We start from the raw sequence: 15,331 nt of genomic DNA on the forward strand, positions 1-15,331 counted from the left end.
TGGCCGGCGCTGCCGCCGAGGCAGCGCCGACCTGTCGTCCTCCCTGCAGGAGATGCCATCCATGAACGCCCTTCGGCGCACTTGGGAACATTTCGAGGAAGCTTTCATTGCCTTCCTTCTGGCCGCCATGACGTTGGTCACCTTCGTCTACGTGGTCCTCAACAACGTTTATGCCGTGTTCTATAGTCTCGGCGACAACTGGCCGGCCGCCAGCGAACCGATGTTCGCCATCGGCGACGGCATCATGGGCATGGCCCAGGCCATGACCTGGAGCAGCTCCCTGACCAAGGCGCTGTTCGGCTGGCTGATTTTCTTTGGCTTGTCCTATGGCGTGCGCACCGCCGGGCACATCGGTGTCGATGCGCTGGTGAAACTGGCGAGCAAACCGGTGCAGCGCTACATCGGCGTGATCGCCTGCCTGTGCTGCCTGGGTTACGCAGGTTTGCTGGCAGTGGCGAGTTTCGAGTGGATCAACACCTTGATGATTGCCGAGATCGGTGCCGAAGACCTCGGCCATTTCGGCATCATGCAATGGCATGTCGGGCTGATCGTACCGGTAGGATTCGCGCTGGTGTTCATCCGTTTCGCGGAAATTCTCGTACGCATCCTGATGAATCGTCAGACGGGCCTGGGCCTGGCCGATGAAGCGGCGGAAGCGATCAAATTGACCGAGATCGAGGAAGACAAGCCATGACCATTGCCTTCCTGTTCCTCGCGCTGTTCGTGCTGATGTTCATTGGCGTGCCGATCGCGATTTCCCTGGGCCTGGCCGGATCGCTGACGATCATTTTCTTCAGCCCCGACTCGGTGCGTTCCCTGGCGATCAAGCTGTTCGAAACCAGCGAGCACTACACCTTGCTGGCGATTCCGTTCTTCCTGCTGGCCGGTGCGTTCATGACCACCGGTGGGGTGGCACGACGGCTGATCGATTTTGCCAACGCCTGTGTCGGCCACATCCGTGGCGGCCTGGCGATCGCGGCGGTTTTGGCGTGCATGCTGTTTGCCGCCTTGTCCGGCTCCAGCCCCGCGACGGTGGCGGCGGTGGGCTCCATTGCCATCGCCGGCATGGTGCGTTCGGGTTATCCACAGGCGTTTGGCGCGGGCATCGTCTGCAACGCCGGCACCCTGGGCATCCTGATCCCGCCCTCGATCGTCATGGTGGTGTACGCCGCTGCGACCGAAACATCAGTCGGCAAGTTGTTCATGGCCGGTGTGATTCCGGGCCTGCTGCTGGGCACCGCCCTGATGGTGGCGATCTACATCGTCGCGGTGAAGAAAAACCTGCCGGCCATGCCCAGGGCAACCTTGCGGGAATGGCTGACGGCGGCACGCAAGGCCGTCTGGGGCTTGCTGCTCATGGTGATCATCCTCGGCGGGATCTACTCGGGGATGTTCACGCCCACCGAAGCGGCGGCAGTGGCGGCGGTCTACTCAGCGTTTATTGCACTGTTCGTCTACAAGGACCTGACGTTCCGCGAAACGCCCAAGGTGCTGTTGGAGTCGGCCAAGCTGAGCATCATGCTGATGTTCATCATCGCCAACGCCATGCTCTTCGCCCACGTGCTGACCACCGAGCAACTGCCACAGCAAATCACCGCGTGGGTGATCGAGGCCGGGCTGACGCCGGTGACTTTCCTGCTGGTGGTCAACATCGTGCTGCTGATTGCCGGTGCGTTCATGGAGCCGTCGGCGATCATCCTGATCCTGGCGCCGATCCTGTTCCCCATCGCCATGAAACTGGGCATCGACCCGATCCACCTGGGCATTATCATGGTGGTGAACCTGGAGATCGGCCTGATCACGCCGCCGGTGGGGCTGAACCTGTTTGTCACCTCGGCGGTGACCGGCATGTCCTTGCCCGCCACCATCCGCGCGGCCATGCCGTGGCTGATGGTCTTGCTGGCGTTCCTGGTGCTGATCACTTATGTGCCATGGATCTCGCTGGCATTGCCTAACTGGCTTGGGATGAGCTAAGTCTTATGGCGAGGGGGCTTGCTCCCTCGCCATAAGCGTGCTGCCTCCACAGCCCCCGGGCACATTGCGTTATGATCCCGCTTTCCTTTGAAAGCAGAGCTTTTCCCACGCATGTTGCCGTCCTCTTCCCACACCTCCACGCCCCTGCCCTCCGTCCTCGTCGGCCCGTTGTTGCGGCGGCTGGAACCCAAGCGGCTGGTGATGTGGCTGGTGGGTTCGCGGCCGTTGGCGCTGACGCTGCGGCTGGTCGGCGTGGCCGATCTGCCACTGGACGCCACGCGTTGCACGGTAGTCCCGGTGGGCCGTCACGCGTTTGTGCACTTGATCGACGTGCCACTCGATACCGCCTTGCCGCTGGACGCGGCGATTGACTACGACCTGCTGGTGGACGGAGCCGGCATCGCCGAATGGGCGCCGCATCTGGTGTATGGCGCTGCGCAGTGTCCGAGTTTCGTGGTGCATTCGCGCATTGACCAATTGGTCCACGGCTCCTGCCGCAAACCCCATTACCCGGCCAACGATGGACTGCTCTGCGTCGACCGGTTGTTGGCGCAGTCTCCCGAACAACGACCGGCGCTGCTGATGATGAGCGGCGACCAGGTGTATGCCGACGATGTGGCCGGGCCGATGCTGCGGGCGATCCATGCCTTGATCGAGCGCCTTGGGTTGTTTGAAGAGTGCCTCGAAGGCGCCGTGGTGGAAGACAGCGCCAAGCTCTATCAGCACCCGGCCAGCTACTATCACCGCGCCGACCTGCTGCCGGCATTGGAAAGCAACGAAACCCTGCGCGAGCGTTTTTTCGGCGGGGCGCGCAAGCCGATCTTCACCAGCAGCAGCGCCGACAATCACCTGGTGACCTTCTCCGAGGTCATGGCCATGTACTTGTTGGTGTGGTCGCCCGTGCCCTGGACGCTGATCGACCCGCAACCGCCGGAACTGACCGCCGAACGGCGCCAGCGCTACGATCTGGAACACCAACGCATCGAAGCCTTCAAGACCGGGCTGGGCGGCGTGGCACGGGTGTTTGCCCACCTGTCCTGCCTGATGATCTTCGACGATCACGACATCACGGACGACTGGAACCTGTCGGCCCAGTGGGAAGAAACGGCCTACGGCCATCCCTTCTCCAAACGTATTATCGGCAACGCGCTGATCGCCTACATGCTCTGCCAGGGCTGGGGCAACAATCCGGATGCGTTTGGCGAGGTCATCCAGCAAACCCTGGCCTTGAGCGACACCGCCCGGGACCGCTACATCGACAGCGCGCCCCAGGATGCGCTGATCGACCAATTACTCGGTTTCCAACGATGGCACTACGTGCTGCCGAGTACCCCGGCGCTGGTGGTGCTGGACACCCGTACGCGCCGCTGGCGCAGCGAAAACAGCCTCAAGCAGCCGTCGGGCCTGCTGGATTGGGAAGCCCTGAGCGAACTGCAACAGGAATTGCTCGACCACCCTTCGGCGATCATCGTCTCGCCGGCGCCGATCTTCGGCGTCAAGCTGATCGAGACCGTGCAGCGGGTGTTCAGCTGGTGCGGCTACCCGCTGCTGGTGGACGCGGAAAACTGGATGGCCCACCGTGGCGCGGCCCAGGTGATCTTGAATATTTTCCGACACTCGCGAACCCCGGGCAGCTACGTGGTGCTGTCGGGCGATGTGCATTATTCCTTCGTCTACGAGGTATTGATCCCACATCGCAAGGGCGGACCTTGCGTCTGGCAAATCACCAGCAGCGGCATCAAAAATGAGTTTCCGCCGGCGCTGCTGGAATGGTTCGACCGCCTCAACCGTTGGCTCTACTCGCCGCGCTCGCCGCTGAACTGGTTCACCAAGCGCCGCAGCATGCGCATCGTTCCCCATGTCCCGGAACACGCCGAGGCCGGGGAACGCTTGTGGAACTCGGCGGGCATCGGCCAGGTGTTTTTCAACGAACAGGGGCAACCCGTGCGAATCTATCAACACAATGCCGACGGCAAGCCACCCACACGGATGCTGGCGCCGAAATCCCCCACGAGCTGATCACTTGCTGGCCGAGGCCATCAACACGCCGAAGGAAAAGAACGTCGCGCCGGAGAGCTTGCCCACGATCCGCGCGCCCTGGCGAGTCGAGAGCCAGCCCCTGGCACGGCTCGCCATCAATGCGTAGGCGCTGTGGATGCCCATCACCAGCAAGCCGTAGGACGCCACCAGCAAGAAGAACTGCGTGTAATAGTTACCTGCCGGCTCGATGAACTGTGGGAAGACAGCCAGGAAAAAGAACCCTGCCTTGGGGTTGAGCAACTGGATCGACAACGCCTCGACAAATCGCCGCCAGGGGCGCGAAGGCGTGTCGTTGAGGGTTGGAATGAAGGTCTTGGTGTTCCACATCTTCAGGCCCAGGTACAGCAGGTACGCCGCACCCACGTACTTCAACACGGTGAATGCCGTCGCCGAGGTAGCCAGGATCAGGCCCACGCTGCTGGCCGAGATTGCCGCCACCAGGAAACCGCCGAGGGCAATGCCCAGAATTCCGGGCAAGGCGCCACTCCAGCCGTGACGCACCGAGTTGGACAGCGTCAGCACCACGCCCGGTCCCGGGCTGAGGATGGTCAGGGTTGCGAGCAGCAGGAACAGTCCGTAGCCGGCCATAGAGGGCTCCGTTGGCGGTTTGTGTTTGAAGCGGGTAAACACTGTAAACGGATTTCCAAATTCCGCAGCGACTTTTCAGCTGCACAAAATTCATTGTGGATTTGGGCAGGGTTCAGAATGCCAGTTGCAGGCTCTGTTGGCCTTCGAGGCTCAGTAGGAACTGTTTAGCCGCAAGGCCGCCGGCGAAACCGGTGAGGCTGCCGGAGGTGCCGATGACGCGGTGGCATGGGGCAATGATCGAGATCGGGTTGCGGCCGTTGGCAGCACCGACAGCGCGTGTCGCGGTCGGTTGGCCGATCTGGACGGCGATGTCGCGGTAGCTGCGGGTTTCACCGAATGGGATGGTCAGCAACGCCTGCCAGACCCGCACCTGGAAATCGGTGCCAGCGAAGTCCAGCGCCAGCTCGAACTGGCGGCGCTGGCCGGCGAAGTATTCAAGCAATTGACGCTCGGTTTCCTTGAGGGTCGGGTGATCGTTGTCGAGCTCCAGCGGCCCGAGACGCACTCGGTTGAGCCGTTCGTTTTCCCACAGGATGGCCGCCAGCTTGGTGCCGCGGGCGACGAGAATCAGCTCGCCGACGGGGGTTGGGATGGTCTTGTACTGCGGCAACATCTAAGGAATTCCTTGGCTCATGCTCATCCCAACAACCCCAACGCCTTCGCCCGCGCCACGGCCTGGGTGCGGCGCTCGACGCCGAGCTTGCTGTTGATGTGGCTGGCGTGGGTCTTCACCGTGTGCAGCGAAATGAACAACTGCTCGCTGATTTCCTGGTTGGAACATCCCTGGGCAATCAGTTGCAGCACCGCCCGCTCCCGGCTGCTGAGGGTTTCCACCGATGCCGACGATTCGACCGGCTGAGTCGTCGAGGGTAAACGCTCGAGCAACTGTTGGCGCAATTCGCTGGGCGGCGCTTGCAGCAGTTGTTCGCGCAACCATTCGGGACGCTCCTTCAGCAACCATTCGAACGGTTGCAACACTCCCCCGATGGCGGCTTCGAAGGCCTGGGCCAACGTGCTGCGAGCTTCGGGTTCACGGCCCACGCCCAGCAGCAATGCAACTTTCTGGTTGAGCACCATCACCGCGAGCATCTGCCGTCCGGTTTGCTGGGCATGCTGGAGCAACGCATCGAGCCGCCCTTCGGCCTGCATCGGTTGGCCGCGAATGGATTCCAGCAGGGCCTGCTGCAGCTCGACATGCAAAGGCAGTTGTGGATGGAATTCCGGTGGCGCGGCGGCCCGCTCGCCGGTATAGGTCTGTCCCAGCCGCGCCAGCCAGGCTTCGGCCAGTTCAGTGCGGCCCTGGGCTAACCAGAGCTCGCATTTGACCAGTGTAATCATCGCCAGGTAATAGACCGGCGGAACATCCCAGATATGCATCAACCGCTCGGCTTCGGCCAGTTCGGCAAAGGCTCGGGCAAACTCGCCCGCATGGCCTTCGACACGAGCGATCACGCAATGGCCGATCAGCACGCTGATATCCCGGCAGGCCCGGGCTTCGGTGAGGCCCGCCTGCAACCGCGCCAACCCGGCCGGGGATTGCATGCGCAGCGTCAACAGGAAACCTTCATACAAGACCAGTCGCGCGCGCACCGCATATAGCCGTTGGGGCGAGAGCGCGTGCAAGCGCTGCAAGCCCTGCTTCACCTCATCGAGCGCCCTCAGGATCTCCCCTCGCGCCTGCAACACCCGGGCGCGATCGTAATGGGCCAAGGCCTCGAACAGAGGGTTACCGACCCGCTGCGCCAGCTCCAGGGAGTCGCGATTCAACGCGCGGGCACGCCACAGGTCACCGTCGGCGATCGCCAGGTTCGACAAAGTGGACAAGCACATCAAGCGTTGGCCATAGCGTTTTTGCGGCAGGCTTTCCAGGGCTTCGGTGCAATAGCGAATGGTGGCCTGGCGATCACCACGGCCACGGGCGACGATGCCACTCAGCGCCAGCCATTGGGCGAGCATGGATTTATGCGCGGTGGCCGATGGAGCCGGCAGGAAGCGGCTCAAGTGGGCGGCCAGTTCCTCGGCGGCGTCCAGTTGACAGGCCAGGCCCAGGGCCCAGCTGTAGAGCACGATCAACCGCGGCGTGCTGATGAGCAGGCTGTCGGGCAGGTCCATTTTCCAGCGCAGCAACATGCCGACATTCTGCTCGGCCAGCAGTTGTTCCTCCGAGAGGTTCTGCACCAGGTTCGCCGCCACGTCCAGATGTCCGGCGCGCAGCGCCTGCTCCACGGCTTCGTCGATCAAGCCCTGGGCATTGAACCAGCGACAGGCGCGCAGATGCAGGGTCGCCGCCGGCACCATGGCTTGCGCGCTGGGCCGGCTGCGCAACAGATCGGAAAACAAATGATGGAAACGATACCAGTGCCCGTGCTCGTCCAGCGGCACGAGGAATACCTGGTGGGCCGCCAGGTATTGGAGAATTTCCTGGCTGTCATGGGCGTCGCGCACCGCATCGCACAGCTCGCTGCAAAAACGTTCCTGCGCAGCGATGTCGTAGAGAAATGCCTGCACCTCGGCAGGCAGGCAGTCGATGACCTCTTCAAGCAAATAGTCACGAATCAGCCCTTCCCCGCCGTGAAGGGCCTGGGGCAGTCGCCCTTCGCTGCCGGCCTCGGAAGCGGCCAGCAGCCAGAAACGCAGCCCTGCGACCCACCCTTCGCTGCGCTGGATCAGGCTCTCCAAGGCCTCCCCCCGCAGTGAACTGCTGTGGTGCTGGAGCAGCGTCTGCGCTTCGTCGTGGGTCAGGCGCAGGTCCTGCTCGTTGAGTTCGAGCAACTGGCGCGACAGGCGCAAGCGCGCCAGATGCCAGTCCGGCCGCTGGCGGCTGGTCACCAGTACCAGCAATCCTTCGGGCAGGTGGTTGAGGAAAAACTGCAGGCAGCGATCCAGCACCGGGCTCTGGGCGAGGTGGTAATCGTCGAGCACCAGCAGCAAGGGCGCGCGCGGAGATAAATGTCCGGATAACTCATCGAGCAGGCCGTCGAGCCATTCCTCGAAAGCGAAGGGCTGGTGGCGTTGGCGCATCTTCAGCAGTCCCAACGCACGCCCGCCCAACTGGGGGAAAAAGGCCTGGAGCCCTTCGAGCAACCGTTCCAGGAAACGCCCCGGATCGTTGTCCCTGGCACTGAGCCCCAACCAGAGGCTGTGCCAATGGGTCGGCAAGCCCTGGCAGAACTCCACCGCCAGCGAACTCTTGCCGAACCCTGCCGGAGCACTGACCAACAGCAACCGACCACCGAGCCCCGCGCTCAGACGCTCGCACAACCGAGGCCGCACGATGTGGCCGTCGGGCAAGGGTGGGCGGTAGAAGCGCCCTTCCTGTACCGCAAAGGCAGCGCGGGAAGAATCCGGGGGTGAAGACAAATCAGTCATGGCCGGCTCTTGTTGGAATGCGGGTGGCGGCGTTGCAGATGTCCGCAGACTAGCCGTAAACGAGGACGTATTGAAGGGAGTGCTACAAATGGCTACAAAAAGGCTACAAGTCGATTGCGCTATGGCAAAAAAAAACGCCCCGAACCAGTCGGGGCGTTTTTCGAGGATGCGGCCTCGGGCGAAGCGGTTTAGCGAACGCCTTCCTGGCGCAATGCCGCCGGGGTGAAGTCGCTGGTGGACGCGGTGAAGCCGAAGTCGTAGGCCGATTTTTCTTCGTTCTTCATGCCCAGGGCCAGGTAGCGACCGGATTGCAGGTCATAGAGCGTTTCCAGGGCGTACCACGGCACTTGCTTGTCGTAGTAGTTCTCGGCATGGGCCTCGGCCACGCGCCACAGTTGGCCACGACCGTCGTAGTGGTCGATGACAGCGGCTTGCCAGGTGTCTTCGTCGATGTAGAAGTCACGCTTGGCGTAGATGTGGCGCTGGCCTTCCTTCAGGGTCGCGGTCACGTGCCAGACACGACGCAGCTCATAACGCGCCAGGTCCTGGTTGATGTGGCCGGCCTTGAGGATGTCGGCGTACTTGAGCTGCGGCGAATCGATCTTGTGGCTGTTGGAGGCGATGTACAGCTCTTTCTTGCCTTCAAGCTTCCAGTCGTAACGATCCGGCGCGCCGTTGTACATATCCAGGTTGTCGGAAGTCCGCAGTCCGTCGGCGGCGGTGCCCGGGCCGTCGTAGGCGACTTGCGGGGCCTGGCGCACGCGGCGTTGGCCGGCGTTGTAGATCCACGCCTTGCGCGGCTCCTTCACCTGGTCGAGGGTTTCGTGCACCAGCAGCACGGTACCGGCCAGGCGCGCCGGCGCAGTCACTTGCTGCTTGAAGTAGAACAGCACGTTGCCCGGGTTGGCCGGATCGAAGCCCTTGATCTTGTCGCGGAACACGAACTGGTCCTGGAAGTACACCAGGTTGTACGAACCGTTGGGCTGCGGCGTAGCCTGGGTCACCAGGCGAGTCACGCTGCCGCCGCGGTAGCGGGTGATGTGGTTCCAGATCACTTCCAGGCCACTCTGGGGAATCGGGAACGGCACCGCCGTCTCGAAATTCTCCAGGCCGTTGCCTGCACCCACCAGCTTGGTGTTCACGGCGTTTTTCTTGATGGAAGCCAGCACTTCATCCGGCACGGTAGCACCGCGATGGGTCGGGTAGACCGGCATCTTGAAGGTTTCCGGGTAGCGCTTGAACATTGCGTACTGGCCCGGGGCGAGCTTGTCCTTGTACTGGTCGACGTTCTGTCCAGTAATGGTGAACAGAGGCTTTTCATTGGCGTACGGGTCGGCGAGGAAGCCCTTGCCATCGACGCTGCCGGCATTCTTGGCCATGGGTTTCCAGGCCGAAATCGAACCATCGGCGTTGCCGGCCATCTCGGCGCCCATCGGCGTCAGGCTCTTGCCCAGCTTATCGGCCTCGGCGGCAGGCACCGCGGCCATGACGCTGGCCGCCAGCAGGGACAATCCCAGCGCACCGACTTGCAACAGATTCTTTGTTATTTTCATAGTGTGTCGTCCTGAATACGGTGCTTAGAAGTTCACGCCGACGCTGAGCGCCAGGAAGTCGCGATCATCCACGGTACTGAAGTCCCCGCCAAAGAAGTTGGTGTAGGCCAGGCTCGCGTTGTAGGTGTTCTGGTACTCGGCATCCAGCCCGAGGCTGACGGCCTTGCGACCTTCCTCGAAGTTGGCGCCAGGACCTGGCGAGTAGCCCTTGACGTCATGGGACCAAGCCACGTTGGGCTTGAGGTTCACACCGGCGAAGACGTCCGGGTAATCCCAGATGGCGCGTGCGCGGTAGCCCCAGGAGTTGGAAGTGGTGAAGCCATCGTTGTTGCAATTGCTGTTCACGGCACCGATGGTCTGGCCGCCACCTGCCGCCGTCGACGTGTTGAGAGTGTTGCAGAAGCCGCCGGGCAGCTCGCCAGGCCCGAACACCGGGTCACGACCGTAGCGCGCCTCGGAACGGCTTTCCAGGCCGCCCACGTGCGTCACACCGATTTCGCCGACGAGGGTCAGGCGGCTGGCGCCCATGACTTGATCGAGGAAGTGGGTGAACGTGGTCTGGAACTGGGTGATTTCCTTGCGGCGATAGCCATGCAGGTCCTGGCCCGGCGCGCCGTCCAGTACGGAAGCATTGCCGAAGCCCGGAATCGGCGTCACACCGGCGAACAGGATATCGGTGGTGCTCAGCTGGACCGGAGCGTTCGGACGGTAGCTCAACTCACCGCTCCACGCGGTGCCGGTGGGCAGCGTGGTGGAGAAGCTCAGGCCGTAGAGCCGGATGTCTTCCGGGTACTCGACGAAGTAGTTCGAGTTGCCCGCCACGATCACCGGACGCAATGCAGCCAGTGGACCCAGCGGCTGGTTGTAGAAACGTGCCGCCGCGCCCGTGGCGCTGAAGATCGGCGCACGGCTGTGGTAGTTCATGAAGTAGGCACCGAACTCGGTGTCCAGCGGCTCGAACATGTACTTCAGGGACGCGCCCCACTGGCCGCTGTCACGGGCATCGCGGTCGGGACCACGACGAACCAGGACACCTTCCTCGTTTACGTTCACGCCCAGGGCGGTCAAGGTTGGCAAGGCGGCGGCTGGAATGCGCGAACGTTTGTTCAGCACGCGCAGGTTGTCGTCACAACCGTCGGCGATCACATCCGGCTGGGAGAAGAACGTCCCGCAGTTATCCACAACCGTCTGGTCCCACTCGATCTGGTAGAAAGCTTCGGCAGACAGGTTATCGGTCAGGCTCTGGGACACGTAGAACATGTTGACCGGGATCAGGCCTTCCTTGACCTCGGCGCCTGGACGACGGAACGCGGACACGTCGACCGGGTTGATGGAGTTGATGCCACCCTGGATGAAGGTGCTCTCACCCCAGCTGACCACCTGCTTGCCCAGGCGGACCGAACCCGGCTGATCGGCAATGGCGTAGTTGTGGTAGACGAATGCATCGAGGAGCTGCACGCCGGACGACTTCGCGCCTTCCTTGCGGTTGTTGTCGCTGATGTCCTTGTACAGGCGGTCTTCGTCCTTGAGTTCGAAGTCGTACCAGTACTTGCCCCGTACAAACACACCGGTGTCGCCATACTTCAGTTCCAGGTCATGGATGCCCTTGAAGATCTTCGAGAAGGTCTCGCCGCGCTTGAAGTTCAGGTGGCCGTCATCGGAGGTCTGGGACAGGCCCTTGCCGCCGTTGTTGACGCCGATCAGGTCTCGATTGGCCTTGGCCGTGGACCAGCTCGCGCCGACCGACAGGGCCGAGTCGAACTGGCCTTCGATTTCACCGATGTTGAAGCTGACGCCGAATGCCGGGCCGGCGAGCGAGGAGGCAAGACTGACGGCCAGCGGCAATTTTGCCCGGCGCCAGAAGGTGTTTGCTGAGGTCATCGACGCAACTCCATGTGTTTTATTTTTATGGCAGTGGGTATTTCCGGAAACCCTTCGCCGTGCTGGCACGCGCGTCCCATTCCGAAAATCCTTGAGCGGACTATAGCCAGCGGGTAGTACGGCTTGATCCCTCTAAAGTGTGATTTGCAGCCCTCGACCACTCTGGAACAGTCCTTCGCCAGGCCGACGTTTATCGGCATGGCAAGGATGGCTGAAATTTCCGATTTGACAAGACAAGCGCTTGCTTGGTGGGGCTGCCGTGCCTTTTTCGGGCACGGCGTGGACGCTCAGAGCGTGGAGAGGAAGGTGCTGTTGTTGTTCTGCCATTCGGTGATGTCAACGCGGATACGCTTCTTGTCGAGCTTGCCGACGCTGGTCTTGGGAATTTCCGTAACAAGGGCGATCTGGCTAGGGATCGCCCACTTGCTCAGGTGCCCCAGCTCGACAAACGGCTTGAGGTGTTCCTTGAGCTCGCGAGCCCCTATCTGGTGCCCTTCGCGAATGACCAGCAAGGCAAACGGTCGCTCGCCCCACTGCGGATCAGGGATGCCGACCACTGCTACTTCGCGTACCGCCGCGTGCCGGCTGATGAGGTCTTCCAGGTCCAGGGACGAGATCCATTCGCCGCCAGTCTTGATCACGTCCTTGATGCGGTCGCGAATGTCGATAAAACCCATGCCGTCCAGTGTGGCGACGTCGCCGGTGTGCAACCAGCCGCCACTCCAGAGCTCGGCGCCCTTCTGCGGTTCGTTGAAATAACCTTCGGTAAGCCACGGCGCACGCAACACCAATTCGCCCTGGGTCTCGCCATCGGCGGGAAGGAAGCGGCCCTCGCCGTCGACAATCGCCGCTTCCACCAGCGGCCCCGGCACGCCGGCCTTGATCCGATACGTGATGCGCTCGTCTTCGCCGCCGGCCATCAACTCATCGTTGAGGTGGGCGCAGGACACCAGCGGGCCGGTTTCCGACATGCCGTAGGCGGCGGTGAGCTGGATGCCCTTGGCCATCGCCGCCTCGTACAGGCTGCGGTTGAGGGCGCTGCCGCCGATGACGATTTTCCAGCCGCCGAAATCGGTGTCCTGGGCGCCCTTGGCGTTGAGGACCATTTGCAGAATGGTCGGCACGCAGTGGGAAAAGGTGACCTTTTCCTTGCGCCACAGCTCCACCAGGAACTCCGGGTCGTATCGACCGGGGTAGACCTGCTTGAGGCCGAGCATCGTCGCCACGTACGGCAGGCCCCAGGCATGAACGTGGAACATCGGCGTGATGGGCATGTACACATCGTTGGTGCCCAACAGGCGCACGCTGTCGATGGCGCCCATGATGGTCGACACGCCCAGGGTGTGCAGCACCAGTTGCCGATGGGTGAAATACACACCCTTGGGATTGCCCGTGGTGCCGGTGGTGTAGAACGTGGTGGCGACGGAATTCTCGTCGAAGTCCTGGAAGTCATGGGTTGGGCTGGCGCCCGCCAGCAGTTGCTCGTACTCGCCGACGAGGTCCGGCAGGTTGGCAGTCTTGTCGGGCTGGTCGGTCAGCAGCAGCGTCTTTTTCACCGTGGTCAGTTGGCCGGCGATCGCCTGGTACAAGCCGACGAACTCACTATTGACCAGCACGAAGCGGTCCTCGGCGTGGTTCATGGTGTAGAGGATCTGTTCCGGCGACAGCCGCACATTGATGGTGTGGATCACCGCGCCGATCATCGGGATCGCGAACATGCATTCCAGGTAACGATGGCTGTCCCAGTCCATCACTGCCACGGTGTCCCCGGCCTTGACCCCGGCCTCGGTCAGCACGTTGGCCAGCCGCGCGACACGCTCGATCAACGTGGGATAGGTGTAGCGCAACTGGTCCCGGTAGATGATCTCGCGGGTTTTCTCATAGCGCGCGCCGGACATCAGCAGCCGCTTGATCAGCAACGGGTATTGGTAAACGCCCTCGGCTGGAGGAATAACGCGAGTCTGCAACATAGGAGTCCCTTTTCTGACTGCACGGTCTTGGCTGGAAAGTAAGCACTCTAAAGCGCTTGTTAGCGGATCAAATCAGCCGAAGGAATGATTTGATCCGCCCGCAAACACTAGCCTTGAGCCATCATCGGGACCGGTGCAAGCCGCTCAATGGGCCTCGGTAAACGCCAGTTTCACACCGATGGCAATCAGCACGGCACCCATGGTCCGGTCGAACCAATGGCCCATGCGGGCAAAACCGGCACGCACCCGCGCCTGGCTGAACAGCATCGCCACCATGCAGAACCAGGCCGCCGTGGCCACTGCCAGGTACACACCGTAGCCGGCCTGGATCGCCAGCGGCGTGTGGGGATTGATCACCACGGTGAACAGGGACAGGAAGAACAGCGTCGCCTTGGGGTTCAGCCCATTGGTGACGAAACCGGCGGTGAACGCGCCGCGAGCGGTACGTTCGCCCGCGTCCTTGTGCAGGTTCTCCTGGGTGGCCTTGGCCGGTTGGGCGCGCAAGGCCTTGAAACCGATGTAGAGCAGGTACGCGGCGGCGGCCCACTTCAAGGCGTTGAACAGTACGATCGACTGGGACACGATCAGGCCGATCCCCAGCAGCGAGTACCCCACATGCAGGAAAATCGCCGTGCCAACGCCCAACGCAGTCCAGGTCCCGGCACGGCGGCCGTGCGTCACGCTTTCACGGACCACCACGGCGAAGTCCGGACCAGGACTGGCCACGGCCAGCAAGTGGATCAGGGCGACGGTGAGGAATTCGGCGAGGTACATGGTGGGCTCCTTGCGACAATCTCTGTTGAATGAATCCCGTGGCGAGGGAGCTTGCTCCCGCTCGGCTGCACAGCAGTCGCTTACCCCGCAGGCTGCTTCACAGGCCAGGGGGAGCAAGCGCCCTCGCCACGGCAATTTGTTCTGATAGGCTCGCCACATTACGCCTTCAGTCTTTTACATGACAGGTACAGCTGATGACCAATACCGCCCGCGCAGTTTTCCTCGACCACGCTTCCCTGGACCTCGGCGACTTGGACCTGGCTCCATTACGCGATTGCTTCGCCGAACTGCACCTGTTCGCCGGCACCCGCCAGGATGAGGTGACGGAACGACTCAAGGACGCCACGGTGGCGATTACCAATAAAGTCGTGATCGACGCGGCAGCCATCGCCGCCTGTCCCGAACTGAAACTGATCCTGATCAGCGCCACCGGCACCAACAACGTCGACCTCGCCGCCGCCCGCCAACACGGCATCACCGTCAGCAACTGCCAGGGTTACGGCACGCCGTCGGTGGCGCAGCACACGATCATGTTGTTGCTGAACCTGGCGACTCGCCTGGGCGACTATCAAAAAGCCGTGGCCGAAGGTCGCTGGCAGCAGGCGTCGCAGTTCTGCCTGTTGGATTACCCGATCGTCGAACTGCAAGGCAAGACCCTCGGGCTGCTCGGCCATGGCGAATTGGGCGGCGCCGTCGCTCGGCTGGCCGAAGCCTTCGGCATGCGCGTGCTGCTGGGGCAGATTCCGGGGCGGCCCGCCCGTCCAGACCGCGTTGCGCTGGACCAACTGCTGCCGCAAGTGGACGCCCTGACGCTGCATTGCCCGCTCAACGAGCACACCCGCCACTTCATCGGCGCGCGTGAGCTGGCGCTGCTCAAGCCCGGCACATTCGTGGTCAACACCGCACGCGGCGGCCTCATCGATGAGCAAGCCTTGGCCGACGCCCTGCGCAACGGTCACCTGGGCGGCGCCGCTACCGATGTGCTGAGCGTGGAGCCGCCGACCCAGGGCAATCCACTATTGGCGGGGGATATCCCCCGGCTGATTGTCACACCCCACAATGCCTGGGGCAGCCGCGAAGCCAGGCAGCGGATCGTCGGCCAACTGGCGGAAAACGCCCGGGGTTATTTCAGCGGTAAAGCGCAACGAGTCGTCAATTGATAGACTGCCGCACTTTTTTACA

Annotated in this window: 11 protein-coding genes; 4 read left to right on the forward strand and 7 right to left on the reverse strand. The window is 62.4% G+C overall.

The annotated features are described in order from the left end of the window. Nucleotides 1-61 precede the first annotated feature (61 nt). From VQ575_RS21835 to VQ575_RS21845, 3 genes are all read left to right on the forward strand, one after another. Nucleotides 62-694: a TRAP transporter small permease gene (locus VQ575_RS21835; RefSeq protein WP_039592156.1), complete on the forward strand. Its 633-nt coding sequence runs from the start codon at nucleotides 62-64 to the stop codon at nucleotides 692-694. Continuing rightward, entirely contained in the window at nucleotides 691-1,974 is a 1,284-nt protein-coding gene (gene dctM / locus VQ575_RS21840) for a C4-dicarboxylate TRAP transporter large permease protein DctM (protein ID WP_039592157.1), read from the forward strand. Before VQ575_RS21835 ends, dctM begins: the two co-directional genes overlap by 4 nt. A gap of 111 nt (nucleotides 1,975-2,085) precedes the next feature. After that, a complete protein-coding gene (locus VQ575_RS21845) occupies nucleotides 2,086-3,993 on the forward strand; it encodes an alkaline phosphatase D family protein (RefSeq protein ID WP_045155108.1) in 1,908 nt (635 codons plus the stop codon). On the opposite strand, the gene VQ575_RS21850 is transcribed toward VQ575_RS21845, so the two are convergent. The 7 genes from VQ575_RS21850 to VQ575_RS21880 all read right to left on the reverse strand — a co-directional run bounded on the left by VQ575_RS21850 (nucleotide 3,994) and on the right by VQ575_RS21880 (nucleotide 14,149). Next, nucleotides 3,994-4,602 (reverse strand): LysE family translocator, encoded by a 609-nt coding sequence (locus tag VQ575_RS21850; protein WP_039592159.1) that lies wholly within the window; start codon nucleotides 4,600-4,602, stop codon nucleotides 3,994-3,996. A gap of 112 nt (nucleotides 4,603-4,714) precedes the next feature. Further along, the gene (locus tag VQ575_RS21855) at nucleotides 4,715-5,215 is read right to left on the reverse strand and encodes a methylated-DNA--[protein]-cysteine S-methyltransferase (RefSeq protein WP_045155107.1); all 501 of its coding nucleotides are present in this window, start codon (nucleotides 5,213-5,215) and stop codon (nucleotides 4,715-4,717) included. A 23-nt stretch (nucleotides 5,216-5,238) separates the two neighbouring features. Then, entirely contained in the window at nucleotides 5,239-7,971 is a 2,733-nt protein-coding gene (locus tag VQ575_RS21860) for a LuxR C-terminal-related transcriptional regulator (protein WP_045155106.1), read from the reverse strand. A gap of 188 nt (nucleotides 7,972-8,159) precedes the next feature. Then, nucleotides 8,160-9,524: a DUF1329 domain-containing protein gene (locus tag VQ575_RS21865; RefSeq protein ID WP_039592162.1), complete on the reverse strand. Its 1,365-nt coding sequence runs from the start codon at nucleotides 9,522-9,524 to the stop codon at nucleotides 8,160-8,162. Between the two features lie 24 nt (nucleotides 9,525-9,548). Next, nucleotides 9,549-11,405, reverse strand: coding sequence for a DUF1302 domain-containing protein (locus VQ575_RS21870; RefSeq protein WP_039592163.1), 1,857 nt, complete (start codon nucleotides 11,403-11,405; stop codon nucleotides 9,549-9,551). A 287-nt stretch (nucleotides 11,406-11,692) separates the two neighbouring features. After that, nucleotides 11,693-13,375 (reverse strand): fatty acid--CoA ligase, encoded by a 1,683-nt coding sequence (locus VQ575_RS21875; RefSeq protein ID WP_325918409.1) that lies wholly within the window; start codon nucleotides 13,373-13,375, stop codon nucleotides 11,693-11,695. A 144-nt stretch (nucleotides 13,376-13,519) separates the two neighbouring features. Then, nucleotides 13,520-14,149: a LysE family transporter gene (locus tag VQ575_RS21880; protein WP_039592165.1), complete on the reverse strand. Its 630-nt coding sequence runs from the start codon at nucleotides 14,147-14,149 to the stop codon at nucleotides 13,520-13,522. 194 nt (nucleotides 14,150-14,343) lie between these two features. Here VQ575_RS21880 and VQ575_RS21885 point away from each other — a divergent pair, with 194 nt between their 5' ends. After that, nucleotides 14,344-15,309, forward strand: coding sequence for a 2-hydroxyacid dehydrogenase (locus VQ575_RS21885; RefSeq protein ID WP_039592166.1), 966 nt, complete (start codon nucleotides 14,344-14,346; stop codon nucleotides 15,307-15,309). Nucleotides 15,310-15,331: the final 22 nt, after the last annotated feature.

The sequence above is a fragment of the Pseudomonas frederiksbergensis genome (genome assembly GCF_035751725.1).
Taxonomy (GTDB): Bacteria; Pseudomonadota; Gammaproteobacteria; order Pseudomonadales; family Pseudomonadaceae; genus Aquipseudomonas; species Aquipseudomonas frederiksbergensis_A.